We start from the raw sequence: 24,720 nt of genomic DNA on the forward strand, positions 1-24,720 counted from the left end.
GTAAGGGATGTTTCACGTGAAACCGATCGACCCGCGCCTGCTCCGCCACGCCCGCGCCACCCGCCTGTTCATGGTGGCCGTGGTGGTTCTCGGCCTGGCCGGGGCGGCGCTGGTCATCGCCCAGGCCATGCTCATCGCCGAGATCGTGGTGGGCGGCTTCGAGGACGGGCTCACGGCGGGCGGGCTGCGCACCCCGCTCCCGCTGCTCGCGGCGGTCGCGCTCGGGCGGGCCCTGGTCGCCTGGCTCACCGAGCTGGCCGCCCACCGGGCCGGTGCGGCGGTCAAGTCCGAGCTGCGCCGACGGCTGCTCGACCGGGCTGCGGAGCTGGGGCCGGACTGGCTGAGCGGTCAGCGCACCGGCTCGCTGGTGACGCTGGCCACCCGGGGGATCGACGCGCTGGACGACTACTTCGCCCGCTATCTGCCCCAGTTGGGGCTCGCGGTGGTCGTGCCGGTGGCCGTGCTGGCCAGGGTCGTCACCGAGGACTGGGTGTCGGCTGCGATCATCGTGGTCACGCTGCCGCTCATCCCGCTCTTCATGATCCTGATCGGCTGGGCGACCCAGTCGCGGATGGACCGTCAGTGGCGGCTGCTCTCCCGGCTCTCCGGTCACTTCCTCGACGTGGTGGCCGGGCTGCCGACGCTGAAGGTGTTCGGCCGGGCGAAGGCCCAGGCCGAATCCATCCGCCGCATCACTTCGCAGTACCGGCAGGCCACCCTGCGCACCCTGCGGATCGCCTTCCTGTCCTCGTTCGCCCTCGAACTCCTCGCCACCCTCTCGGTGGCCCTCGTCGCGGTCACCATCGGCATGCGGCTCGTGCACGGTGAACTCGACCTCTACACCGGCCTGCTGGTCCTGATCCTCGCGCCCGAGGCCTACCTGCCCATCCGTCAGGTGGGCGCGCAGTTCCATGCGGCAGCCGAGGGCCTTTCGGCGGCGGAGGAGGTCTTCGCGGTGCTGGAGACGGAACCCCGCGCGAGCGGTACGGGGGAGGTGCCCGGGTCGCTGCGGCTGGAGCTGGAGGGGGTGACGGTACGCCACGAGGGGCGGTCCGAGCCTTCGCTCGCCGCTGCCCGGTTGACCGTCGAGGAGGGGGAGACGGTCGCCCTGGTCGGCCCGAGCGGTGTCGGCAAGTCCACCCTGCTGAACGTGGTGCTGGGCTTCACGGCCCCCGACGAGGGTCGGGTACGGGTCGGCGGCACCGATCTGGCGGACATCTCCCTCGCACGCTGGCGGGAGCGCATCGCCTGGGTCCCGCAGCGCCCCCATCTCTTCGCGGGCACCATCGCGGAGAACGTGAGGCTCGCCCGGCCCGCCGCCGACGACAGCGCGGTGACGGCGGCGCTGCGCGACGCGGGGGCGTACGAGTTCGTACGAGGGCTTCCGGACGGCGACCGCACGGTGCTCGGTGAGGACGGTGCCGGTCTCTCCGCGGGCCAGCGGCAGCGGATCGCGCTGGCCCGGGCCTTCCTCGCCGACCGGCCGGTGCTGCTGCTGGACGAGCCGACCGCGAGCCTGGACGGCGAGACGGAGGCGGGGGTCGTCGAGGCCGTACGGAGGCTGGCGGCGGGCCGGACCGTGCTGCTGGTGGTGCACCGGCCGGCCCTGCTGTCGGTCGCGGACCGGGTGGTGACGCTGACGGCTCCGGCTGCCCTTGCTAAGGAAGCCGCTGTGTCGCTGCCCAGCCCCGCGAACGCTGCCGGCGCGCCCAGCGACATCCTGCCGGCCGAGCCGGCGCCCGCAGCGGAAGCGCCCACGGAGGCCACGACGGCGCGCAGGCACGTGCTGACCCGGGTCCGGGACGCCGCAGGCGCCCAGCGTGCCCGGTTCGGGCTCGCCCTGCTGCTGGGAAGCCTGGCTCTGGGGTCCGCCGTGGGGCTCATGGCGGTCTCCGGCTGGCTGATCTCCCGGGCGTCCGAGCAGCCGCCCGTCCTGTACTTGATGGTCGCCGTGACGGCCACCCGTGCCTTCGGTATCGGACGGGCCGTCTTCCGCTACGCCGAGCGCCTCGTCTCGCACGACGCGGTCCTGCGGATGCTCGCCGAACTGCGCGTCGCCGTGTACCGCAGCCTGGAGCGCATCGCGCCGGGCGGCCTGCGCGGCGCCCGGCGCGGGGATCTGCTCTCGCGGCTGGTCGCGGACGTGGACGCGCTCCAGGACTACTGGCTCCGGTGGCTGCTGCCCGTCGGCACCGCCGTCCTCGTGGGCGCAGCGACCGTCGGCTTCACCGGCTGGCTGCTCCCCCAGGCGGGCCTGGTCCTGGCCGTGGGGCTGCTGCTGGCGGGCGTCGGGGTTCCGCTCGTCAGCGGTGCCTGCGCGCGCCGTGCGGAGCGCCGCCTGGCCCCCGCCCGGGCCGGTCTGGCTACCCGGATCACCGATCTGCTGGGCGGGACGGCCGAGCTGACCGTGGCGGGTGCTCTGCCGGGGCGTGTGGCCCGCACCCGCGCGGCCGACGCCACCCTCACCCGGATCGCGTCGCGTGCGGCGTCCGCGACCGCGCTCGGGGGCGGTCTCACCGCTCTGATCGCCGGCCTCACCGTGGTGGCCGCGGCCTTGGTCGCCCTTCCGGCGGTGGCGGACGGCCGGCTCGCCGGTGTGGAACTCGCCGTCGTCGTCCTCACCCCGCTGGCCGCCTTCGAGGCCGTGACCGGTCTGCCGCTCGCCGCCCAGTACCGGCAGCGGGTCAAGCGGAGCGCGGAGCGCGTGTACGAGGTGCTGGACGCCCCCGTGCCCGTACGGGAGCCCGAAGCGCCGGCCGCGCCACCGGTGAGCCCGTTCCCGCTGGAGCTGCGCGGTCTGTCGGCCCGGTACGCGGACACGGCCCACGACGCCCTCGCCGCCGTGGACCTCACGCTGGAGGCGGGCCGCCGGATCGCCGTCGTGGGGCCCTCCGGTTCCGGGAAGACCACGCTGGCCCAGGTGCTGCTGCGCTTCCTGGACGCGCGGGCGGGCAGCTACCGGATCGGCGGCGTGGACGCCTCGGCGCTGGACGGGGACACCGTGCGGAGGTACGTCGGGTTGTGCGCCCAGGACGCCCACATCTTCGACAGCTCGCTCCGGGAGAACCTGCGGCTCGCCCGTCCCGCCGCGACCGAGCCCGAACTGCGCGACGCCCTGGCGCGGGCCCGGCTGCTCGACTGGGCGGACGCGCTGCCGGACCGGCTGGACACCCTCGTCGGGGAGCACGGCGCCCGCCTCTCCGGAGGCCAGCGCCAGCGGCTCGCCCTGGCCCGGGCCCTGCTCGCCGACTTCCCCGTCCTCGTACTCGACGAGCCCGCCGAGCACCTGGACCTGCCCACAGCGGACGCCCTGACGGCGGACCTGCTGGCGGCGACCCTGGGACGTACGACGGTCCTGATCACGCACCGGCTCGCCGGTCTCGACGCCGTGGACGAGGTGGTGGTGCTGGAGGCGGGCTCGATCGTGCAGCGGGGCCCGTACGACGTACTGGCCTCGGTCGACGGCCCGCTGCGGCGGATGCTGGCGCGGGAACGGGAGAGCACCGGGCAGCCGGGAGCGGCCGTGGGGGCCCGCTCGTAGGTCCTGCCCGGCCGCTTCCGGAAGGGCGCGGGCACGTTTCCGGAAGCGGCGTAGACCTGCTTCCGGAAGCGGCGCGGACCCGCTTCCGGAACAGCACGAGTCCAGTTCCGACTTTCCAGGGCAAATGCACCTCATTAGGCTCGCAGTATGTCTGAGGAGGATCCGGCCAGGAGCCTGCAGGGCCTGTCCACCGAGCTGACCGCCCAGGTGCCGCGCCTGCTGGAAGCCATGCGCTCCGTCGGGACCGGCCTCGAACTGCATTCCACGCTCGACCGGATCTGCGAGACGGCGGCGGAGCTGGCCCACGCCCGCTACGCCGCGATCGGGGTCGTGAACGAGGAGGGCGAGGGGCTCTCCGACTTCGTCACCCATGGGGTGCCCGACCCGGTGGCCCACGAGATCGGCCGGCTGCCCGACGGGCACCAGGGCCTGCTCGGCGCCCTCATCCACGACCCCCGCCCGCTGCGCCTCGCGGACCTGACCAGCGACCCGAGGTTCGCCGGGTTTCCGCCCGGGCATCCGCTGATGCGCACGTTTCTCGGCGTTCCGATCAGGGTCCAGGGCGAGATCTTCGGCAATCTGTATCTCGCCGAGAAGGACGGCGGCGGCGAGTTCAGCGACTACGACCTGCACCTCGTGCGCGTACTGGCGACGGAGGCCGGTATCGCCATCGGCAACGCGCGGCTGTACGAGGCGGCCCGGCAGCGCGAGCGGTGGATCGACGGATCGGTCGCCGTGACGACCGCCCTGCTCTCCGGCAGCGACGCCGACGACGCCCTCACGGTCGTCGCGGAACAGGCCCGCCGTCTCGCGGGGGCCGCCGCCGGCATCGTGCTGCTGCCGGCCGAGGGCGGCGGCCTGGAGATCGTCGCCGTCTCGGCGGACGATCCGGCCGACTCGCTCGGGGTGATCGTTCCCGCTCAGAGCCCGGTGGTGGGCATGCTGCTGAGCGGCGAGGCGGTCTTCGTCGACGATTCGGCCACCGACACCCGCTTGATCACCAGGCTGGCGGATCCGTTCGGGCCCAGCATGCTGCTGCCCCTGCGCAGTGGGGGCCGGGTGCTGGGCGCGCTGGCCACGCCCCGGGCCAGGGGCGACCGGCCCTTCACGGAGACGGAACGGACACTGGCCACGCAGTTCGCCTCGCAGGCCGCCCTGGCCCTGATGATGGCCGACGCCCAGCGCGACCGGGAACGCCTGGCGGTCTACGAGGACCGCGACCGGATCGCCCGTGACCTGCACGATCTGGTCATCCAGCGGCTGTTCGCGACCGGGATGATGCTGGAGAGCGCGCAGCGGCGGTCGGACGTCCCGGAGGTGCAGACCGGGGTCGGCCGGGCGGTGGACGAGCTGGACGTGACCATCCAGGAGATCCGGACCGCGATCTTCGCGCTCCAGCAGGAACCGGCGGAGGCGCCGTCCGGGCTGCGCACCCGGGTCCTGCGCGAGATCAACATGGCGTCCGTGCCCCTGGGCTTCAAACCGTCCCACCGCTTCCTCGGGGCGGTCGACTCACTGGTCGGCGAGCTGACGGCCAAGAACCTGATCGCGGCGCTGCGGGAGGCGCTGTCCAACGCCTTCCGGCACGCCGGTGCGGCCCGCATCGAGGTGGTCGTGGACGCCACCGTCACGCTGGACGACGGGCGGGAGGCGGTGCGGCTCTCGGTCGCCGACGACGGGGTGGGCATGCCGGAGGGCGGCCGCCGCAGCGGACTGCGGAATCTGGCCCGCCGGGCGGAGTCGCTGGGCGGGGCCAGCTGGTTCGAGCGGGGGATCGGGGCGGGCGGCGGCGGTACGACGGTGGTGTGGCAGGCGCCGCTGTGAGGGCCGGTGCGCGGCTTGAGGGCCCGGGCTGGACTTCTCGGGCCCGGGCCCCGGTCGGCTCAGCGCCCCGCGAGGCTTCCCGCGCGTTCGGCGAGGATGCGCTCGATGACCACGGCCACGCCGTCCTCGTTGTTGGTGACCGTACGGCCGGACGCGGCGGCCAGGGCGGCCGGGTGGGCATTGCCCATGGCGTACGAGCTGCCGGCCCAGCTCAGCATCTCCACGTCGTTGGGCATGTCCCCGAAGGCGACGACCTCGGCGGCCGCGATGCCGCGCTCGGCGCAGCACAGTTCCAGGGTGCTGGCCTTGGAGACGCCGGGCCCGCTGATCTCGATGAGCGCGGTGGGGCTCGACCGGGTGAAGGTGGCGCGCTCCCCGGCGGCCGCCCGGGCCAGCGCCAGGAACTCGTCCGGGTCCAGCTCGCCGTGGCGGGCGAGCAGCTTCAGCACGGGCACGCCGTCGCCCGGGGTCTCCTCGTGCAGCAGCTTCTCCGCGACGGCCACGGTGGCGCCCGGGTCGAGGTAGAAGGGCGGGTAGGCGGGCTCGTAGTGGATGCCGGTGGCCAGCTCGACGGCGAAGGACGTGCCGGGAGCGGCGTCGCGCAGCGTGTGGACGACATCGAGCGCCGTCTCGCGCTCCAGGCCCCGGACCTTCAGCAGCCGTCCGCCGGCATGCAGATCGGCGACGGCCGCGCCGTTGGCGCAGATCGCCAGACCGTGTCCGTGCACGTGGTCGCTGACGACGTCCATCCAGCGGGCGGGGCGGCCGGTGACGAAGAAGACCTCGACCCCCGCTTCCTCGGCGGCCGCGAGCGCCCGGACCGTGCGGTCCGAGACGGTCTTGTCGTCGCGCAGAAGAGTGCCGTCCAGATCCGTGGCGATCAGCCGGGGAGCGACGGGAGCGGACTGCTCGATAACGGTGGTCACCCGTACATTCTCGCGCATGGAAGCGCACGTGCGTGCGGAGGGTCGCACATTTGAGAGCACGTGCCCTGACCTCCGAACATTCCTCCGGCATATGTCGGCGTCGTCCCCGGGGGCCGTCCGCACCACACACGCGATGCGGCGCCTCCTCGTCCTCTCGTAGGGTCGCCCCATGCGACTGAGCACTGTGATTCTGCCGATCCACCGCTGGCACCGGGGCGGACGCGAGCGCTGGCGGCGTGCCGAGGAGCTGGGCTTCCACGCCGCATACACCTACGACCACCTGTCCTGGCGGGCCTTCCGGGACGGCCCGTGGTTCGGTGCGCTGCCGACGCTCACGGCAGCCGCGGCGGCCACCGACCGGCTGCGGCTCGGCACGCTCGTCACCTCGGTCAAGCCTCGTTCGCACATCGCGTAGTGGCTGTTCCTGAAGCTCCACGCTTCTACGGTTCGACCCGCCGGCCGCTCGGTTCGGCCACGCGCTCGGTGGGGGACGGTCAGAGGGCTCAGCGTGACCGTCTGCGCAGGAGCTCACTGAGCCGGTCGCCGACGACTGAGACCCCGGGGCGCTGTTCGGCTTCGACGTACCAGGGCTTGCGTCGGCGCAGGAGGGCGTCGCCGTGCTCGTTCCAGCTGAAGTCGGGCCGTCGCAGGAGTTTTCGGAACACCATGTCGACGGTCCTCGCATGTGCGGCGGTCAGCCGGCGGATCGGCAGCGGCGTGATCGACTCGTCGCGCAGATACGTGCGGAGCAGGTCCTGGTGGCGGGCGCGCCCCGGAAGGTCGGGGTTGGCGAAGAGGTCCCGCAACGATCCGTAGTCAGCGTAGAAGTTGAGCCCGTCGACCTGGTCGTAGATGACGCCGACGGTCTCCGCCCGCGCCAGTTCGGGTGGCAGCGTGAAGAGGGGCAGGCCCGGAACAGCGTGTCGCCCGCCCCGGGGGGATCCGGTGTTTCGCCCGGCGCCGGCGGCGTGGTGCCGGTGGCGGTAGTAGACATTCATGCGGTCCTCGGCTTCCTCGGGTGTGAGGATCAGCTCATCGGTGCCGAAGAACTCGACGAAGGAGGCTCGGTCCTCACGCATCGAGTGCCATCCCTGCTCGACCTTCTCCGGGTTGCGGAAGACGAGGTCGGGCCGGCTGGTGGCCAGGTCGAGGGCCGCGGCCGCGATCTCCGAAACGGCGGTGCGCGGGTAGGAGGACATCGCGCCGGAGAAGAGCCACGCGCCGGGCACCGGTGCCAGCGCTGCCAGTCGGGCGCAGAGGAAACCTCCCTTCGTGACCCCGCGCAAGGCGGTTGGCCCGGCGTTGGTGTAGGCGCGGTATTCGAGGTCGTCCAGCAGATTGAGGAGGAGCAGGGAGTCGCCGCGCCTGTCCCGTACCTCGAAGAGTCCCTCCACAGGGTCACGCCAGGCCAGGACCATCTGCCGGTCGGCATCGGTCAGGGCCGTTCGGCGGGAGACGAAACGGTCGGCGACCGTGTTGCCGTCAGGAAGGCGGTACTGCAGCAGGAAGTGGTCGATGACGTTGGTCGCGGTCGTCTCGTCCCACACGCCGTCGGGACCGACTGCTTCCGACAGGAGCGGATCGAGGAACCGTGCGAAGGGGCGGCTCTTTCCGAACGCAACGAGGTCTTCCTTCAGTTCGGCACTACGTCGCAGGAGGTGTGCGAGGTCTGTGACGGCGTTCATGTCGTGCTCCGAAGCGTTTCGGATTTCGTCCGATTTGCTCTTCATCAGCAACCGGACCAGCGTCGGTACGCATCGATCCAGCGCGCTCCCGCCGGGGGTGGTTGCGGCAGTGGCAGTTCCGCCAGGCCGATGTCCTGACGGAGCCCCTTTCGAACGCAACGGGCGACCAAGCGGGAGTCGTTCGTGAGGCGGATCTCGACCACGGTCACCTCGACACCCAGGACGGTCGTGGTGAACGGCACGTCCAGGTGTTCATCGATGACCGCCAGGAATCCGTTGACGGCCTCGACCTCGTCGTACGTGTCGACGGTCGCCTCTTCGATCAGCGCGTCGAGTTCGGCATCGCTCCTCTTGCCCACGCTGCCAGACTAGCGAGCCGCGCGCCCCCGGCCGTCCGCCTCCATGAGACTGCCGGCACGTCGTGCTGCACCGCTGGTGCGCAGTCCAGGCCCATAAAATCGTCCTCATGCGTCTGAGTACTGTCATTCTGCCGATCCACCGCTGGGCCAAAGGCCGGAGGGTGTGGGAGGAAGCCGAGGAACTCGGCTTCCACGCGGCCTATTCCTACGACCACCTGTCATGGCGGTCGTTCCGGGACGGGCCGTGGTTCGGGGCGATCCCCACGCTGACGGCGGCAGCCGCGGTGACGCGGAGTATGCGATTGGGCACCCTCGTGACGTCACCGAACTTCCGCCACCCGGTCACCCTCGCCAAGGAGCTGATCTCGCTCGACGACATCTCGGCGGGCCGGATCACACTGGGCATCGGTGCGGGCGGCAACGGTTTCGACGCGACGACCCTGCTGCGGAGCGGTGAGGAGCCGTGGACGCCGCGGCAACGCGCCGACCGCTTCGGCGAGTTCGTGACCCTGCTCGACGCCCTGTTGCGCGAGCCGGCCGGAAAGTCGTACGAGGGCGAGTTCTACGCGGCCACCGAGGCGCGGAACCTGCCCGGCTGTGTGCAGCGGCCCCGTCTGCCCTTCGCCGTCGCCGCCACGGGGCCGCGCGGTCTGGCGCTGGCCGCGCGCCACGGTCAGGCGTGGGTGACCACGGGGGACCCGAAGCTCTACGAGGCGGGCAGCGGCGCGCAGTCGGTCGAGGCTCTCGGCCGGCAGGTGGACGGGCTGGGGCGCGCGTGCGCGGAGGCCGGGCGGGATGTGGCCGGGCTGGAGAAGGTGCTGCTCACCGGGTTCACGCCGGAGTTCAACCCGGGCCTCGCCGCGGGTGAGGGCCGGCCCTTCGACTCCGTCGACGCGTTCGTGGACTTCGCGGGCAGGCATGCGGAGCTGGGGTTCACGGAGATCGTCATCCATGCGCCGGTGCCCGCGGACGGGCCGGGGTTCGACGCGGCGGTGCCGGACGAGAAGCTGTTCGAGGAGATCGCGACACGGGGCGCGGCGCAGCTGGCCGGCTGACGGGGACAGGGGCGGGGCTGGGGGTGGGGGCAGGTCCGGGCCGGGGCCCGCACGCTCTCGGTTCCCGGATCAGCTCGGCAGGCGCAGGAACTCGGCGGGCACGGCATCCGTGAGCCACACCCCGTTGGCGCTGACCCAGAAGGTGTGGCCCGCGCGGTGCATGGCGCCCGCGTCCACGGACAGCACGACGGGGCGCCCGCGCCGGGCCCCCACGCGGGTGGCGGTCTCGCGGTCGGGCGAGAGGTGCACATGGGTGCGGTTCATCGGGCGCAGCCCCTCGGCACGGATCGCGTCCAGGGTCCGGCCGACCGTGCCGTGGTAGAGGTACGCGGGCGGTTCGGCCGGCGGGAGCCCCAGGTCGACGGCCACGGTGTGGCCCTGGCTCGCCCGGATGCGGTCGGCGTCCACGGCGAAACGCTGCTTGTCGTTGGAGGCGACCACATGGTCGAGCTCCGCCCTGCTGATCGGGAAGTGATGGCGAGCGGCCGCGCTCAGCAGCTCCTCGATCGGCACCCAGCCGTGGGCGTCGAGCGTGATCCCGATCCGCTCGGGCTGATGCCGCAGGTGCTTGGAGAGGTACTTGGACACCTTGACGGTGCGTCTTTCATCCATCCCTTCAGCGTGCCCCTGACATGTCCTCGGTGCATCTCCATTTCGCCCGAGCTTCACCGGAACGGTTTTCGCTCCGAGGTTTGATCCACAGTCAGTTCGACTTATCCACAGGCAAATTGGCTTTGCTGTGGACAACCGTCTTCCCAAATAGGCGTTTTGGGTAACTTGTCATTTCCTGGGGGCTGGTGAGACAAGGGAGTCCAACGTCCTCTTGTTCACCTCCCGTTCGGAGGCGGCGGCAATGAACGCGCCGACGCTGTTCGACCCAACCAGGCGCTCGACCGCGTCGATTGTCGAGGCGGGCAGACTCACGGACACCTCGTTCCGAGCAGCGGGGACCGCTTCGCCGAGCACGTCGACGGCCAAGTTGTCCGCCAGGTACTGCGTGGCGAACATCCTCATCGCCCGGGCGAGTTCGACGTCCACGGTCTGCTGGGCAAGCGGTCTCAGCCGCCGCACCATCGACGCCGCGTCATCCGCGTCTGCGTCGGTCGGTGGCCGATGCCCCAGATATCGGGCGAAGACGTGCTCGGTCGTGAACTCAAGGAAGCGGCAGGCTATCTGCTCGACCTGGCCGCGAAGTTCCCTCAGCTGCCCCGCAATCGCGGAGAGCGGCACGCCCGCGGCGTACAACTCGACCGCGACCGCCAGTTCCTGGGGGCTCGGCACGCCGAACTCGTCGTCGTTTCCCGGAATCCGTTCGAGGACGCCGAGCTCGATCGCCTCGCCGATGGCCCGCTCATCCGCCTCTCCCCCGAATTTCGCCATCAGTTGGGCGAGGGTGATGCGGCCGGCCCGTTCGTCCGTCCACGGGCCGTGCACCTCGGCGACGAGCCCCAGCACACCGCCCAGTCCGCGCCCCGTGTCCCAGGCGTCCAGCAACTCCTTGATGCTGGCCAGGGTGTAGCCCCGGTCCAGCAGATCGGAGATCTGCCGGAGGCGGCCGAGGTGGGCGGGGCCGTACACATTGGACCGGCCCCGCCGCTCCGGGGCGGGCAGCAGTCCGCGGTCCTGGTAGCCGCGAATCGTACGGACCGTGGCACCACTTGCGTGCGCGAGATCCTCGATCCGGTATTCGGGTACCAACAGGCCTGCCGCCGCCTCCGGTTGGACCTCGGGACCTCCAGCCCTCGCCCTGCTCACAGCGGCGGCTTCAGCCGGGCGACACCTCGCAGCACACCAGGACCGACGCGGGACAGGAAGCGTACGGCGTGGGACTCCGGCGTCACCGGGACGACGGCCTGATTGCGCACGACCGCACGGAGGACCGCCTGCGCGACCTTCTCCGGCGGGTAGTTGCGCGCGCCGTAGAGCTTGCCGGCGCGCCTCCGCAGGCGCTGCTCCTCCGCCGCGTCCGTACCGACGAACCGCGCCGTGGTCGTGATGCCGGTGTTGACGATCCCGGGGCAGATCGCGCTGACCCCGATCGACTTCTCGGCGAGCTCGGCGCGCAGGCACTCGCTGAGCATCAGCACGGCGGCCTTCGACGTGCTGTACGCGGGAAGTGCGCGGGACGGCTGGAAGGCCGCCGCGGAAGCGGTGTTGACGATATGGCCGCCCTGACCGCGCTCCGCCATCTGCCGCCCGAAGAGCCGGCAGCCGTGGATGACCCCCCACAGGTTCACATCGAGGACGTTCCGCCAGTCCTCGGACGTCGTCTCCAGGAACGGGCCCGACAGCCCGATACCCGCGTTGTTGACCAGCACATCGACCACGCCGTACTCGGCGGCCACCCGGGCGGCAAGCTTCTCCATGGCCTGCTCGTCGCTCACGTCCACCGCCTCGGCCCAGGCTTCCGGAGCCCCGGCCAGCCGGGCGGCCTCCGCAGTGCGCTCGGCCCCTTCGGCATCCCGGTCGACGGCCACCACCCGGGCACCCGCCTCCGCGAAGGCCAGCGCCGTGGCGCGCCCTATCCCGCCCGCCGCCCCCGTCACCAGCACGAGCCGGCCGCCGAACCACTCCGCGTACGGCCCACTCGCACGGGCCTCCACCGGAGCGCCGGTCGCCCGGGACGACTCGGTGGCCGTCACGAACTCCCCGATCCACGAGGCCAGCTGGTCCGGCCGGGTGCGCGGCACCCAGTGCTTGGCCGGAAGCGAGCGACGGGTCAACTGCGGAACCCAGGACTCAAGATCGTCGTAGAGCTGCTCCGAGAGGAAGACGTCCCCGGTCGGCGTGATCAGCTGCACCGGCACGTGCGCGTACGCGTCGGCACGCGGCCTGCTCAGCCGGGCACGGACGTTGTCCCGGTAGAGCCAGGCCCCGTGCGCCGCGTCATTGGGCAGGGAGGACGTCGGGTAGTCGCCCGGGGGCACCTTCTCCAGCCGCTCCAGAATGCCCGGCCACCGCTTGCCGAGCGGCCCGCGCCAAGCCAGCTCCGGCAGGACCGGGGTGTGCAGCATGTACACGTACCAGGACTTGGCGCCCTGCCCGAGGAGCTGGCCGACCCGGCGCGGGGTGGGCCGGTTCACCCGGCGCTTGATCCAGTGCCCGAAATGATCCAGGGAAGGGCCGGACATCGAGGTGAAGGACGCGATCCGGCCCTCCGTGCGGCTGACCGTGGCGAACTCCCAGGACTGGACCGAACCCCAGTCGTGCCCCACCACGTGCACAGGACGGTCCGGGCTCACCGCGTCGGCCACGGCCAGGAAGTCGTCGGTCAGCTTCTCCAGCGTGAAACCGCCGCGCAGGGGCTTCGGCGCCGTCGAGCCGCCGTGCCCGCGCACGTCGTACAGCACGACGTGCCACGCGTCGGCCAGTTGGGCGGCGACCTGTGTCCAGACCTCCTTGCTGTCCGGATAGCCGTGCACCAGCACGATCGTCGGCCGCTCCGGGTCTCCCAGCTCGACCACGCACAGCTCGATGCCGCCCGTGGCCACCCGGCGCTCGCGGGCGCCCGGCAGATCAAGCAGACGCGGGCCGCCGTTTCCTCCGGACCGCCCCGTGCCCACGGGCCGTTCGCTCTTCCCTCGTGACGCCATGCCACCGTCCGTTCGCTGCTGTGTGCGGTACGTGCTCGTAACGTGACACTGATGAATGTGACAATGACCGGCGGCTACGTCAAGGGGTGCGCATGGCCTGTGGATAACTCTTCGTGCAGGCCATGACGGCTTTCGGCGCGGGCTGCCGTGGTCCTCAATGGGGTCCCCTTACGGGTCCCCTACAACTCGAGGCTGACGCCGATCCAGCCGTCAGGTCTGACGACCGCTGTGGTCCGCGCCACTACCGTCGTATCCGTGAATGTCATCGCTGCCGAAGGTCTGAGTAAACGGTTCCCCCGGGTGACCGCACTTGACCGGCTCACCCTGGACATCGGCCCGGGTGTGACCGGGCTGGTGGGCGCCAACGGGGCCGGCAAGTCCACGCTGATCAAGATCCTGCTGGGGCTGTCCCCCGCGACCGAGGGCAGGGCCGCCGTGCTCGGGCTCGACGTCTCGACCAGCGGTCCCGCCATCCGCGAGCGGGTCGGCTACATGCCGGAGCACGACTGCCTGCCGCCCGACGTCTCGGCCACCGAGTTCGTCGTCCACATGGCGCGCATGTCCGGCCTGCCGCCGACCGCCGCCCGAGAACGCACGGCGGACACCCTGCGCCATGTCGGCCTGTACGAGGAGCGCTACCGCCCCATCGGCGGCTACTCGACGGGCATGAAGCAGCGCGTGAAGCTGGCCCAGGCGCTGGTGCACGACCCCCAGCTGGTCCTGCTCGACGAGCCGACCAACGGGCTCGATCCGGTCGGCCGCGACGAGATGCTCGGCCTGATCCGCCGGATCTACAGCGACTTCGGCATCTCGGTCCTGGTCACCTCGCACCTGCTCGGCGAGCTGGAACGCACCTGCGACCACGTCGTCGTCGTCGACGGCGGAAAGCTGCTGCGCTCCAGCTCCACCAGCGACTTCACCCAGACCACGACGACCCTCGCGGTCGAGGTCACCGACAGCGACACCCACCCGGACGGAACGGGCGCCCTGCGCCTTTCCCTCACCGAGGCGGGCGTCACACTCGTCGGTCTCGACGGACTGGACACCCAGGGGCTGCCCGGTGCCGGGCACATCCTGCTGGTCGAGGCGACGGGCGAGGAGACGTACGACCTCGTACGCGACAGCGTCGCGGGGCTCGGACTCGGCCTCGTACGCATGGAACAGCGCCGGCACCACATCGCCGAGGTGTTCCGCAGCGACGAGGCGACGCCCGCGGCCGTGCCGGTCGGAGCCGTACTGCAGAAGGGGAGCGGACGCGATGAGCACTGAGACCGGCGCCGCGACCGGGAACGAGACCTCCCGGATCCACAACATCGGCTACCGCGCCTACGACGGCCCGCGGCTCGGGCGCGCGTACGCCCGCCGCTCGCTCTACTCGCAGACCCTGCGCGGCTCCTTCGGGCTCGGCCGGTCGGCCAAGTCCAAAGTGCTGCCCATGCTGCTGTTCGGCGTGATGTGCATGGTGGCGGCGATCATCGTGGCCGTCGCCATCGCCGCCCCGGGGACGACGAAACTCCCCATCAAGTACACGTCGTTCGCGATCTACCTGCAGCCCGTCATCAGCCTGTTCATCGCCGCGCAGGCGCCGCAGGCGGTCTCCAGGGACCTGCGGTTCAAGACCGTGCCGCTGTACTTCTCGCGGCCGATCGAGCACGGGGACTACGTCCTCGCCAAGTTCGCCGCCATGGCCTCCGCGGTCTTCGTGCTCACCGGGGCGCCGGTCGTGATCCTCTACATCGGCGCGCTGCTGGGGAAGTTCGACTTCGGCGACCAGACCACGTGGTTCGCCCAGGGGATGGTTTCCGTGCTGCTGCTCTCCGTGCTGTTCGCCGGACTCGGCCTGGTGATGGCCGCGCTGACCCCGCGCCGCGGCTTCGGTGTGGCGGCCGTCATCGCGCTGCTGATGATCACGTACGGGGCGGTCTCGACCGTCCAGGGCATCGCCTGGTCCACGGGTTCGGAAGGCGCGGTGCCGTGGCTGGGGCTGTTCTCCCCGCTCACGCTGGTCGACGGAGTGCAGACCGCGTTCCTCGGCGCGACCTCGGCCTTCCCCGGCGGGAACGGCCCGGGCGCCGGTGCCGGAGTCGTCTACCTGCTCGTTGTCCTCGCGCTCGTCGCCGGCTCGTACGCCGTACTGATGCGCCGCTACCGGAAGGTCGGGCTGTGACCACGATCGAGATCGACCACACCTCCCGCTGGTTCGGCAACGTGGTCGCCGTCAACGACGTCAGCATGACCGTGGGCCCCGGTGTCACCGGCCTGCTGGGCCCCAACGGCGCCGGCAAGTCGACGCTGATCAACATGATGGCCGGGTTCCTCGCTCCGTCCACGGGCACGGTGACGCTGGACGGGAAGGCGATCTGGCGCAACGAGGCCGTGTACCGGGAGATCGGTATCGTCCCGGAGCGCGAGGCGATGTACGACTTCCTGACCGGCCGCGAGTTCGTGGTGGCCAACGCCGAACTGCACGGACTGGGCGCCGCCGAGGCGGCCACGGCTCTGGCCACGGTCGAGATGGAGTACGCGCAGGACCGCAAGATCGCGACGTACAGCAAGGGCATGCGCCAGCGCGTGAAGATGGCGTCCGCGCTCGTCCACAACCCGTCCGTGCTGCTGCTGGACGAGCCGTTCAACGGGATGGACCCGCGCCAGCGGATGCAGCTGATGGACCTGCTGCGGCGGATGGGCGCGGAGGGCCGGACGGTCCTCTTCTCCTCGCACATCCTCGAAGAGGTCGAGCAGCTCGCCTCGCACATCGAGGTCGTCGTCGCGGGCCGGCACGCGGCCTCCGGTGACTTCCGCCGCATCCGCCGGCTGATGACGGACCGCCCGCACCGCTATCTCGTACGGTCCAGCGACGACCGGGCTTTGGCCGCCGCGCTCATCGCCGACCCGTCGACTGCGGGGATCGAAGTGGACCTGAGCGAGAACGCTTTGCGTATCCAGGCGATCGACTTTGCCCGGTTCACCACGCTGTTGCCCAAGGTCGCACGCGAGCAGGGCATTCGTCTGCTGACCGTTTCACCGTCCGACGAGTCCCTCGAATCGGTCTTTTCCTATCTCGTAGCGGCCTGAGGCCGACAAGGAGCTGTGACGTCATGTACGACCCCACAGTCGCCCGGCTCACCTACCGGGCGCTGCTCGGCCGGCGCCGGGCCGCCATCCTCTTCGTCCTGCCCGCACTGCTCATCGTCATCGCGGTGGCGGTACGGATGTTCGCGGGGGCCGACGACCAGGTGGCCTCGGACGTCCTGGGCGGATTCGCCATCGCCACCATGGTGCCGCTGATCGGCGTGATCGCCGGCACGGGCGCCATCGGGCCGGAGATCGATGACGGCTCGATCGTCTATCTGCTGTCCAAGCCGGTGAGCCGGCCGACGATCATCTTCACCAAGCTGATCGTCGCGATCGCGGTGACCATGGTCTTCTCGGCGGTGCCGACGATGATCGCGGGCCTGATCCTCAACGGCAACGGCCAGCAGATCGCGGTGGCGTACACCATCGCCGCCCTGGTTGCCTCGATCGCCTACAGCGCGCTGTTCCTGCTGCTGGGCACGGTCAGTCGGCACGCGGTGGTGCTGGGCCTCGTCTACGCGCTGGTGTGGGAGGCGCTGTTCGGCAGCCTGGTGCCGGGCGCGCGCACGCTCAGCGTGCAGCAGTGGTCGCTCGCGCTGGCGGAGAAGACCGGCGGCAACGGTGCGATCACCTCGGACGTCGGTCTGCCGCTCGCCACGGTCCTGCTGGCCGTGGTCACCGTCGCGGCGACCTGGTACGCGGGGCAGAAGCTGCGCACGCTGAAGCTGGCCGGCGAGGAGTGAGCGGACCGCCGTCCGACATGTGACAACCCCCGGTCATCGGCCGGGGGTTGTCACATGTCGGACAGTCTTACGCGTAACTGTACGTTTATCGGTGCGTTGTTCACGGTGCGTGGAGGCAACTGGAATCCGTGGCGTCGTAGCGTTCGTGAAATGTGCAGATGGCCGATACGGCGAGGAAGCACCCGCCGGTCGGTTCCTTGAGTGAGTGGCAACCGTGAGCGTCCTCCGCCCCTGAAGCCCGGGGAGAGGGCTGTCCATTTCCGCGAAGCTTTCACGAACGGAAGGCAGCTCATGCCGACGGAAGTCGCCTTGCTCGAATCACGCGCCCTGCGCGTCGAACAGATGGGACGCGTCGACGTCCTGGACAAGGTGAAGTGCCTTGTCATGCTCCCGGATGGGCTTCACCTTCGCACAGAGGACGTGGCTCGTTACTTCGAAGTATCCACAGAGGTGGTCAAAAAGCTGACCCACCGCCATCGAGTCGAGCTGGAGGAGAACGGGCTCAGGACGCTTCGAGGCTCTGACCTGGAAGCCTTCCATAGGGACATGTTGTCCCTATGGGCAGGTGAAGGGGTCGGAAGTTATCCACAGGCAGCCACTCAGCTGCGTCTCTTCACCCGCCGGACCGTCCTCAACGTCGCCATGCTTCTTCGCGACAGCGACGTCGCGCGCTGCGTGCGTACGTATCTGCTCGACGCCGAGCAGGACCTGCGCGCGGGATACGCGTCGCTCGAACACCGGGTCACCCGGGTCGAGAGCCATCTGGCAGGCGTGGGCACCGCGCTCCAGGAACTGGGCCCGGTCCTCAACCGGATGTCGCACCGGCTCGACAGCCTCGACCGCAGGCTGGAGGCGACCCACCAGGTCGTCGGCGCCATGAGCGTGCGGCTCAGCGGGGTCTCCGAGGACGTGGTCCGGCTCGACGACCGCATGGACGCCCTGGCGCGCAATCTGAAGGAGCTGAACCGCCGCAACAAGCGCTGATCCGACCCGGGCAGCCGGAGAAAAGGCTCAGGGACCGGGGCGGTGCCCCGGTCCCTGAGCCGCGCGAAGAGAGCGGGCGGTCTACGACTCCCGCAGCAACCGCTCCAGCACCACGGCGATCCCGTCGTCGTCGTTCGACGTGGTGGTCTCCTGGGCGACGGCCTTCAGATCGGCGTGGGCGTTGGCCATGGCCACGCCGTGCCGGGCCCAGGCGAACATGGGGATGTCGTTGGGCATGTCGCCGAAGGCGATCGTGTCCGCGGCCTTCACGCCCAGCCGGCGCGCGGCGAGCGAGAGGCCGGTGGCCTTGCTCAGTCCCAGCGGCAGGATCTCCACGACCCCGGGGCCCGCCATGACCACGTCCACCAGATTGCCGACCGCCGCCCGCGCGGCCTTCGCCAGTGCGTCGTCGTCCAGATCCGGGTGCTGTATGTACACCTTGTTCAGCGGAGCGGCCCACATCTCGGCCGGGTCCTGGACGAAGACGGCCGGACGCGGTCCTTCCTGGACGCGGTAGCCCGGCCCGACCAGCACCTCGCCGTCGAGCCCGTCGCGGCTCGCGGCCAGCGCCAGCGGACCGACCTCGGCCTCGACCTTGGAGAGGGCGAGCCCGGCGAGCTGCCGGTCCAGGGTGAGCGACGTGAGCAGCCTGCGCTCACCCGCGTGGTAGACCTGGGCGCCCTGCGCGCAGACGGCCAGGCCCTCGTAGCCGAGGTCGTCCAGGATGTGCCGGGTCCATGGGACGGCGCGGCCGGTGACGACGATGTGCGCCGCGCCGGCACCGGCGGCGGCCTTCAGCGCCTCGCGCGTTCGTGCGGAGACCGTTTCGTCGTCGCGCAGCAGGGTGCCGTCGAGGTCGGTGGCGACGAGCTTGTAGGGGAAGGTCACTTGACGACCGGCTCCAGAATCTCGCGCCCGCCCAGGTAGGGGCGGAGTACCTCGGGTACCCGCACCGAACCGTCGGCCAGCTGGTGGTTCTCCAGGATCGCCACGATGGTGCGCGGGACGGCGCAAAGCGTGCCGTTCAGCGTGGCCAGGGGCCGCATGGTCTTCTTGCCGTCGCGGTTGTCCCGCATCCGGACCGAGAGCCTGCGCGCCTGGAATTCGCAGCAGTTGGACGCCGAGGTCAGCTCGCGGTACTTGCCCTGCGTCGGGATCCACGCCTCGCAGTCGTACTTCCTGGTGGCCGAGGCCCCCAGGTCGCCGCTGGCGACGTCGATGACCTGGAAGGGCAGTTCGAGGCCGGTGAGCCACTGCTTCTCCCAGTCCAGCAGCCGCAGGTGCTCGGACTCCGCGTCCGCCGGGTCGACGTACGAGAACATCTCGACCTTGGTGAACTGGTGCACCCGGAAGATGCCGCGGGTGTCCTTGCCGTACGTCCCCGCCTCGCGGCGGTAGCAGGAGGAGTAGCCGGCGTAGCGCAGCGGCAGCTTCTCCGCGTCGATGATCTCGTCCATGTGGTACGCGGCGAGCGGTACCTCGGAGGTGCCGACCAGGTACTGGTCGTCCTTGTCCAGGTGGTAGACGTCCTCCGCGGCCTGGCCGAGGAAGCCGGTGCCCTCCATGGCGCGGGGGCGGACCAGGGTCGGGGTCAGCATCGGGGTGAAGCCGGCCTCGGTGGCCTGGGCGATCGCCGCGTTGACGAGGGCGAGCTCCAGCAGCGCGCCGACGCCCGTCAGGTAGTAGAAGCGGGAGCCGGAGACCTTGGCGCCGCGCTCCATGTCGATCGCGCCCAGGGCCTCGCCGAGCTCGAGGTGGTCCTTGGGCTGGAATCCCTCGGCGCCGAAGTCGCGGATCGTTCCGTGCGTCTCCAGGACGACGAAGTCCTCCTCGCCGCCGACCGGCACGTCCGGGTGGACGATGTTGCCGAGCCGCAGCAGCAGGTTCCTGGTCTCCGCGTCGGCCTCGTCCTGGGCGGCGTCGGCCGCCTTGACGTCGGCCTTGAGCTGCTCGGCGCGGGTCAGGAGTGCGGCGCGCTCCTCGGGAGAGGCCTTGGGGATGAGTTTGCCGAGCGATTTCTGCTCGGAACGGAGTTCGTCGAAAGCGGCCCCGGACGACCTGCGCCGTTCGTCGGCGGAGAGCAGGGCATCGACGAGTGCGACGTCCTCTCCCCGGTTGCGCTGGGAGGCGCGAACACGGTCGGGGTCCTCACGAATCAGGCGAAGGTCAATCACTCCTCCAGGCTACCGGTGTCGGCTTCGCCCACTTGAACCGATAGGACCAAGCGTGGCGCTTTGCCCGAATTGCCGGTATTCGGCATTGTGGGGCGAGTGGGCCACGAGGCTTGCGTGGTGGGGTAGTTGGGCGGCGCTTTTCCACAGGAGTGGTCGACTCGTCAAAGTTATCCACAGGCTGTGGGGGAAGTCTGTGGACGTGGAAGAGATCATTCCGGGGGCCTGGTGAATGCACCTGGATTCAAGGTTCAAACCCGTTTCACGCGCTCGTTCGGGTGGGAATTGCTAGCCCTAAAGAGTTGATCAACGGAATTGGGCTGACACGGGGCGAACAGATGCCCTGTGGATGGGTGTGAGTGGGCTGTGTCGGTTTGTCGACCATGTCGGATTGCGGTGTCGACTTGTCCCCAGGTGTAATCCCTCGCCTGTGGATAACTTTTCCACGGGGTGGACAATCCTCTGATCGCACCGGCCCTGTGGACACGAAGCAGCCCCGGGCCAAGGGGCCCAGGGCTGGATCAGGCCCGCCCATCCTGGTTGCGTGCCAGCCAGTCGGACGCCTCGGTGAACTCCGCGTCGGAGGTGCCCGCGCGCAGCGGGCGTACGTTCTCCGGAGTCACACCGGCCCGCGGATAGGAGCCGAGGAAGCGCACATTCGGGCAGATGCGCTTGAGCCCCATCAGCGCCTCGCCGACCCGGCGGTCGGAGATGTGGCCCTCCGCGTCCACCGCGAAGCAGTAGTTGCCGATGCCGGCCCCGGTCGGCCGCGACTGGATCAGCATCAGGTTCACCCCGCGCACCGCGAACTCCTGGAGCAGTTCGAGCAGGGCGCCGGGATGGTCGTCGCCCAGCCAGATGACCACGGAGGTCTTGTCCGCACCGGTCGGCGCGGAGGGCCGGGCCGGACGGCCCACGAGTACGAAGCGGGTCTGCGCGTTCTCCGCGTCGTGGATCTCGGTCACCAGCGGTTCGAGTCCGTACCGCTCCGCCGCGAACTCCCCCGCGAAGGCGGCGTCGTAGCGGCCCTCCTGCACGAGCCGCGCACCGTCCGCATTGGATGCCGCCGACTCCCATACCGCCTGCGGGAGATGGGCGGCCATCCAGTTGCGCACCTGCGGCTGCGCGGCCGGGTGAGCGGTGACCGTCTTGATGTCGGACAGCTTGGTGCCGGGCCGTACGAGCAGCGCGAAGGTGATGGAGAGGAGCACCTCGCGGTAGATCATCAGCGGCTCTCCGCTGGTGAGCTGGTCGAGGGTGGTGGTGATGCCGCCCTCGACGGAGTTCTCGATCGGTACGAGTGCCGCGGCGGCCGTTCCGTTGCGCACCGCGTCCAGAGCCGCCGGCACCGAGACCATCGGGACGAGCTCGCGGGTGGCTGCTTCCGGGAGCGTACGGAGGGCGACCTCGGTGAAGGTGCCTTCGGGGCCGAGATAGGCGTAGCGCGTGGCGGACATACCGTCACCCTAGTGCGCGGTGACGGCGCGGAAGCCCCGGACGGGTGGGCCTCCGCGGCTCAGGACTCCAGGAGCCGCTGCCCCACGTACTCACCGGCCGCCGCCCCGCCCGGCACCGCGAACAGCCCGCTCGCCTCGTGGCGGATGAAGGGGGAGAGCGCGTCCCCCCGGTCGAGCTTGCGCTGCACCGGGACGAAGCCGCGCAGTGGGTCGGCCTGCCAGCAGATGAACAGCAGCCCGGCGTCCGGGGTGCCGTCCCGGGAGATCCCGTCGTGGTACGAGAACGGCCGGCGCAGCATCGCCGCACCGCTGTTGCGCTCGGGGGACGAGATCCGGGCGTGCGCGTTGTCCGGGATCAGCAGCTTGCCGTCCGGGCCCGCCTTGTCGAGGTCCATCGCGGTGGTCTCGGTGCCGCCGCTGAGGGGGGCGCCATCCGCCTTGCGTCGGCCGATGACCCGCTCCTGGCGCTCCACCGGCAGCTTCTCCCAGTCGTCCAGGAGCATCCGGATGCGCCGGACCACCGCGTAGGAGCCGCCCGTGAGCCAGTCGTACGCCGGGTCCTGGCCGCCGGGGACGAACACGCGCCGGGCGAAGTCGTCGTCCGTGGGCTTCGGGTTGCCGGTGCCGTCGATCTGGCCCATCAGGTTGCGGGCCGTCATCGGCTTCGCGGTCGCGCCGGGCGCGCGGTTGAAGCCGTTCATCTGCCAGCGCACGGTGGCCGTCGAGGCGGCCTCCTTCTGTACGGCCCGCAGCGCGTGGAAGGCGACGAGCGCGTCGTCGGCGCCGATCTGGACCCACAGGTCTCCGTTGGACCGGCCCGCGTCGAGGTGGTCGGAGGAGAACGGCGGCAGCGGGTCGAGCCCCGGCGGGCGGTGCTTGGTGAGGCCGGTGCGTTCGAAGAAGGTGGCGCCGAAGCCGAAGGTGACGGTGAGCGAGGACGGGCCCGCGTCCAGCGCGACACCGGTGTCGTGTCCGGGGCCGTCCGCCGCGCCCGCGGTGGGTTCGCCGGCCATCAGTCGCTGTGCCACCGCGGACCACCGGCGCATCAGGGCGGCGGCCTGCTTGCGTCCGGCCCCGGGGGCGAGGTCGAAGGCGATCAGATGGCCGGACGCCTGAAGCGGAGTCGTGATCCCCGGTTGATGTTTCCCGTGAAACATCACCTCGGTGGAGCCGACCGTGGTCAGTGCGGCCGGTGCCTCGTCACGGGTCGCGGCATAGCCGGTGGCGCCGCCGGCCGCGCCGAGGACCAGCCCGGTCGCCCCGGCGGCGCCTGCGGTGCCGAGCAGCCGCCGCCGGGAGAGGGCCTGGGTGTTACTCGTGGCCTGGGCGTTAGGGGTGTTGCTGCGCGTGCTTTTTCCGCTCACGGTCCTGCTCAGCCGATCTTCACGTTCTTGTCGACCGTCGTCTGGTCGATGTCGGAGGTCCGTACCGTCACGGCGACCTTCCAGTCGCCCGCGATCGGGAGCTGGAGGCCGGTGGCGGTCCAGTGGCCCTCGGTCAGCCGGACCGGGACGGCCGGCAGGGGGCCGATGTCCTTGGACTCCAGGGTGAAGGCGACCTTCACCTCGGGGACGTCCATGGGCTTCTTGGCGGGGTCCTCGATCCACAGGTGGATCACGTTGGCGCCGGTGCGGCCCGGGTCGATGTCCATCCGTACCGTGCCCTTGCCGTTCGTACTGCCGGTGTCGAAGGGCAGCGCGAGGTTGACGGGACCGCTGTCCACGGGACCGGCCGCCGCCGACGTGGAGCGGGCCGCCTCTTCCTGCGTACGACCCGGCTCGGTCGACGTCAGCACGGTGGTCACCGCAAGCAGGGCCACGGCCACGCCGACCTCGGCCAGTACGGAGCGGCGCAGCCCCGACCGGCCGGGGTCGGCGTCGCGTATCCGCTTCTTCTCGGCGGTGGCCACGGCGGCCCGCTGCCGGGCGAGCTGAGCGGCGCGGGCGGGGTCATCGGCGGTATCCGGTTCGGCCTCCGCTCCGGCCTCGGGCTCCTCGTCGGCTTCGGGCGTCACCGCGGCCGGGGCATCGCTGCCCTCCGCGAGCTTCCCCGTCCACCGGCGCGACATCGACGCGATGCCCACCAGGACGGCGACGAGCCCCACCTTGACCAGCAGCAGCTGCCCGTAGCCCGTACCGGTCAGCGCCGACCACGTGCCGACCTGCCGCCACGACTGGTAGACGCCCGTCGCGACGAGGACGACCACGCTGACGAAGGCGATCGTGGAGAAGCGGCGTACGGCCGCGGAGGTCAGGTCGGGCGTGCGGTACAGCGCGGTCAGCAGCGCCACGAGCCCGCCCAGCCAGGCGGCGACGGCCAGCAGGTGGAGCACGTCCACGGGCATCGCGATGCCGGGCTGGATACCGGTCGACGCGTGCTCGGCGAGCGCCCAGGTGCCCGCGATACCGGCGGCGATGACGGCGCCGCCGATGGCGAGGCCGAAGGTGAGGTCCCTCTTCTCGCGCGGGTCCTCGCGCTTGGCGTACGTGCCGAAGAGCACCGCGACGAACAGGGCGCTGGCGCCGAGCAGCAGGAGCCGCGAAACGAGGGCGGCACCGGGCTTGGTGTCGAGGACCGCCTTGAGGCCGTCCAGGTCGAGGACGTCCCCCAGCTCCCCGGAGCCGGTGTACGAGCTGCGCAGGAGCAACATCGCGATGGTCGCCGCGGTGAGCGTCATCCAGCCGCGTACGACCAGACGTTGCAGCGGACGCGCCCCCGCCCCGCGCTGCCAGCAGGCCAGAACGAAGGCGGCACCGCCCGCGAGCACGATGAACCCGGCGTACGCGGCGTAGCGCGCGATGTCGTAGAGCGTGCCGACGAGTCCGCCCCCGGCCTCGCTGTCGGGGAGGGCGACGCTGGTCTCGGAGGGTGCCCCGATGGAGAAGGTGAAGGCGCCGGAGACCGGGTGGCTGTCGGCGGAGACCGCCTGCCAGGCCACGGTGTACGTGCCGTTGCCGAGGCCGCCGCGCAGGGCCACGCCGTACTTCACGGTGGACCCGCTGTGCAGGTCGCGCGGGGCGGTCTTGGTGTCGGCGCGCTTGCCCGAGGGGTCCAGGACGCGGATGGAGTCCGCGCCGAGGGCGACCTGTTCGGAGAAGGTGAGGGTGACCTGGGTGGGTGCCGTGGCGACCACCGCCCCGTCCTGCGGATCGCTCCCGGTGAGCGCGGCGTGGGCCGACGCGGGGGCCGCGACGGCCAGCAGCAGGCCGAGCACCGCGCCGAGCAGCGCGGTGAGCAGCCCGGCTGCGGCGAGCGGCCGGCGCAGGGCGGACGGGGGCGGCCCGAAGGGCGGGGCGGTGGCTGTCAT

General features: G+C 71.0%; 19 protein-coding genes and 1 pseudogene. 9 read left to right on the forward strand and 11 right to left on the reverse strand.

Annotated elements, in window-relative coordinates:
• Window positions 1–16 precede the first annotated feature (16 nt).
• Entirely contained in the window at window positions 17–3,541 is a 3,525-nt protein-coding gene (gene cydD, locus OHS17_RS16910; protein WP_330312840.1) for a thiol reductant ABC exporter subunit CydD, read from the forward strand.
• A gap of 147 nt (window positions 3,542–3,688) precedes the next feature.
• Window positions 3,689–5,365, forward strand: a complete 1,677-nt coding sequence (locus OHS17_RS16915; RefSeq protein ID WP_330312841.1) for a GAF domain-containing sensor histidine kinase — start codon at window positions 3,689–3,691, stop codon at window positions 5,363–5,365.
• Between the two features lie 59 nt (window positions 5,366–5,424).
• Here OHS17_RS16915 and OHS17_RS16920 read toward each other — a convergent pair whose 3' ends face one another.
• Window positions 5,425–6,309 carry a Cof-type HAD-IIB family hydrolase gene (locus OHS17_RS16920; RefSeq protein ID WP_330312842.1) on the reverse strand — a complete coding sequence of 295 codons (885 nt, stop codon included), beginning with the start codon at window positions 6,307–6,309 and terminating at the stop codon, window positions 5,425–5,427.
• A 151-nt stretch (window positions 6,310–6,460) separates the two neighbouring features.
• On the opposite strand from OHS17_RS16920, the pseudogene OHS17_RS16925 reads away from it, so the two are divergent.
• A pseudogene (locus OHS17_RS16925) lies at window positions 6,461–6,679 on the forward strand (LLM class flavin-dependent oxidoreductase); the annotation flags it as partial.
• Window positions 6,680–6,794: 115 nt separating this feature from the next.
• Here OHS17_RS16925 and OHS17_RS16930 read toward each other — a convergent pair.
• Both OHS17_RS16930 and OHS17_RS16935 read right to left on the reverse strand, forming a co-directional pair.
• Window positions 6,795–7,976, reverse strand: coding sequence for a hypothetical protein (locus OHS17_RS16930; RefSeq protein ID WP_330312843.1), 1,182 nt, complete (start codon window positions 7,974–7,976; stop codon window positions 6,795–6,797).
• Window positions 7,977–8,020: 44 nt separating this feature from the next.
• On the reverse strand, window positions 8,021–8,335 hold the full coding sequence (locus tag OHS17_RS16935) for a hypothetical protein (RefSeq protein WP_330312844.1): 315 nt from the start codon (window positions 8,333–8,335) through the stop codon (window positions 8,021–8,023).
• A gap of 107 nt (window positions 8,336–8,442) precedes the next feature.
• Here OHS17_RS16935 and OHS17_RS16940 point away from each other — a divergent pair, with 107 nt between their 5' ends.
• Window positions 8,443–9,390 carry an LLM class flavin-dependent oxidoreductase gene (locus OHS17_RS16940; protein WP_330312845.1) on the forward strand — a complete coding sequence of 316 codons (948 nt, stop codon included), beginning with the start codon at window positions 8,443–8,445 and terminating at the stop codon, window positions 9,388–9,390.
• Between the two features lie 69 nt (window positions 9,391–9,459).
• On the opposite strand, the gene OHS17_RS16945 is transcribed toward OHS17_RS16940, so the two are convergent.
• From OHS17_RS16945 to OHS17_RS16955, 3 genes are all read right to left on the reverse strand, one after another.
• Window positions 9,460–10,002 (reverse strand): RNA 2'-phosphotransferase, encoded by a 543-nt coding sequence (locus OHS17_RS16945; RefSeq protein ID WP_330312846.1) that lies wholly within the window; start codon window positions 10,000–10,002, stop codon window positions 9,460–9,462.
• A 168-nt stretch (window positions 10,003–10,170) separates the two neighbouring features.
• The gene (locus tag OHS17_RS16950; RefSeq protein WP_443053269.1) at window positions 10,171–11,091 is read right to left on the reverse strand and encodes a MerR family transcriptional regulator; all 921 of its coding nucleotides are present in this window, start codon (window positions 11,089–11,091) and stop codon (window positions 10,171–10,173) included.
• Between the two features lie 50 nt (window positions 11,092–11,141).
• Window positions 11,142–12,914 (reverse strand): SDR family oxidoreductase, encoded by a 1,773-nt coding sequence (locus OHS17_RS16955; protein WP_330315276.1) that lies wholly within the window; start codon window positions 12,912–12,914, stop codon window positions 11,142–11,144.
• 369 nt (window positions 12,915–13,283) lie between these two features.
• Between OHS17_RS16955 and OHS17_RS16960 the strand changes: the two genes are divergently transcribed.
• The 5 genes from OHS17_RS16960 (at window position 13,284) to OHS17_RS16980 (ending at window position 17,785) form a co-directional block, all read left to right on the forward strand.
• On the forward strand, window positions 13,284–14,252 hold the full coding sequence (locus OHS17_RS16960) for an ABC transporter ATP-binding protein (protein ID WP_330312848.1): 969 nt from the start codon (window positions 13,284–13,286) through the stop codon (window positions 14,250–14,252).
• Window positions 14,242–15,150, forward strand: a complete 909-nt coding sequence (locus OHS17_RS16965) for an ABC transporter permease (protein WP_330312849.1) — start codon at window positions 14,242–14,244, stop codon at window positions 15,148–15,150. The genes OHS17_RS16960 and OHS17_RS16965 overlap by 11 nt, the downstream gene beginning before the upstream one ends.
• Complete coding sequence (locus tag OHS17_RS16970; protein WP_018101836.1) at window positions 15,147–16,058, forward strand: ABC transporter ATP-binding protein; 912 nt, start codon at window positions 15,147–15,149, stop codon at window positions 16,056–16,058. The genes OHS17_RS16965 and OHS17_RS16970 overlap by 4 nt, the downstream gene beginning before the upstream one ends.
• Window positions 16,059–16,081: 23 nt before the next feature.
• Window positions 16,082–16,801 (forward strand): ABC transporter permease, encoded by a 720-nt coding sequence (locus tag OHS17_RS16975; RefSeq protein WP_073966701.1) that lies wholly within the window; start codon window positions 16,082–16,084, stop codon window positions 16,799–16,801.
• A 291-nt stretch (window positions 16,802–17,092) separates the two neighbouring features.
• Complete coding sequence (locus OHS17_RS16980) at window positions 17,093–17,785, forward strand: hypothetical protein (protein WP_330312850.1); 693 nt, start codon at window positions 17,093–17,095, stop codon at window positions 17,783–17,785.
• Between the two features lie 81 nt (window positions 17,786–17,866).
• Here the strand turns inward: OHS17_RS16980 and OHS17_RS16985 are convergent, their stop codons facing one another.
• From OHS17_RS16985 to OHS17_RS17005, 5 genes are all read right to left on the reverse strand, one after another.
• Window positions 17,867–18,673, reverse strand: a complete 807-nt coding sequence (locus tag OHS17_RS16985) for an HAD family hydrolase (protein ID WP_073863828.1) — start codon at window positions 18,671–18,673, stop codon at window positions 17,867–17,869.
• Window positions 18,670–19,959 (reverse strand): serine--tRNA ligase, encoded by a 1,290-nt coding sequence (gene serS / locus OHS17_RS16990; protein WP_330312851.1) that lies wholly within the window; start codon window positions 19,957–19,959, stop codon window positions 18,670–18,672. Before serS ends, OHS17_RS16985 begins: the two co-directional genes overlap by 4 nt.
• Before the next feature lie 518 nt (window positions 19,960–20,477).
• Entirely contained in the window at window positions 20,478–21,413 is a 936-nt protein-coding gene (gene pheA / locus OHS17_RS16995; RefSeq protein ID WP_330312852.1) for a prephenate dehydratase, read from the reverse strand.
• Between the two features lie 59 nt (window positions 21,414–21,472).
• Window positions 21,473–22,777 carry an iron uptake transporter deferrochelatase/peroxidase subunit gene (gene efeB / locus OHS17_RS17000; RefSeq protein WP_330312853.1) on the reverse strand — a complete coding sequence of 435 codons (1,305 nt, stop codon included), beginning with the start codon at window positions 22,775–22,777 and terminating at the stop codon, window positions 21,473–21,475.
• Between the two features lie 8 nt (window positions 22,778–22,785).
• The gene (locus OHS17_RS17005; protein WP_330312854.1) at window positions 22,786–24,720 is read right to left on the reverse strand and encodes a copper resistance CopC/CopD family protein; all 1,935 of its coding nucleotides are present in this window, start codon (window positions 24,718–24,720) and stop codon (window positions 22,786–22,788) included.

It is taken from the genome of Streptomyces sp. NBC_00523 (genome assembly GCF_036346615.1).
GTDB lineage: Bacteria > Actinomycetota > Actinomycetes > Streptomycetales > Streptomycetaceae > Streptomyces.

What these genes read in the sequence shown, in the direction of transcription:
- OHS17_RS16915 (WP_330312841.1), top strand. Translation starts at nt 3,689, where the DNA reads ATGTCTGAGGAGGATCCGGCCAGGAGCCTGCAGGGCCTGTCCACCGAG.
- OHS17_RS16920 (WP_330312842.1), bottom strand. Translation starts at nt 6,309, where the DNA reads ATGCGCGAGAATGTACGGGTGACCACCGTTATCGAGCAGTCCGCTCCC.
- OHS17_RS16930 (WP_330312843.1), bottom strand. Translation starts at nt 7,976, where the DNA reads ATGAACGCCGTCACAGACCTCGCACACCTCCTGCGACGTAGTGCCGAA.
- OHS17_RS16940 (WP_330312845.1), top strand. Translation starts at nt 8,443, where the DNA reads ATGCGTCTGAGTACTGTCATTCTGCCGATCCACCGCTGGGCCAAAGGC.
- OHS17_RS16945 (WP_330312846.1), bottom strand. Translation starts at nt 10,002, where the DNA reads ATGGATGAAAGACGCACCGTCAAGGTGTCCAAGTACCTCTCCAAGCAC.
- OHS17_RS16965 (WP_330312849.1), top strand. Translation starts at nt 14,242, where the DNA reads ATGAGCACTGAGACCGGCGCCGCGACCGGGAACGAGACCTCCCGGATC.
- OHS17_RS16975 (WP_073966701.1), top strand. Translation starts at nt 16,082, where the DNA reads ATGTACGACCCCACAGTCGCCCGGCTCACCTACCGGGCGCTGCTCGGC.
- OHS17_RS16980 (WP_330312850.1), top strand. Translation starts at nt 17,093, where the DNA reads ATGCCGACGGAAGTCGCCTTGCTCGAATCACGCGCCCTGCGCGTCGAA.
- pheA (WP_330312852.1), bottom strand. Translation starts at nt 21,413, where the DNA reads ATGTCCGCCACGCGCTACGCCTATCTCGGCCCCGAAGGCACCTTCACC.
- OHS17_RS17005 (WP_330312854.1), bottom strand. Translation starts at nt 24,720, where the DNA reads ATGACAGCCACCGCCCCGCCCTTCGGGCCGCCCCCGTCCGCCCTGCGC.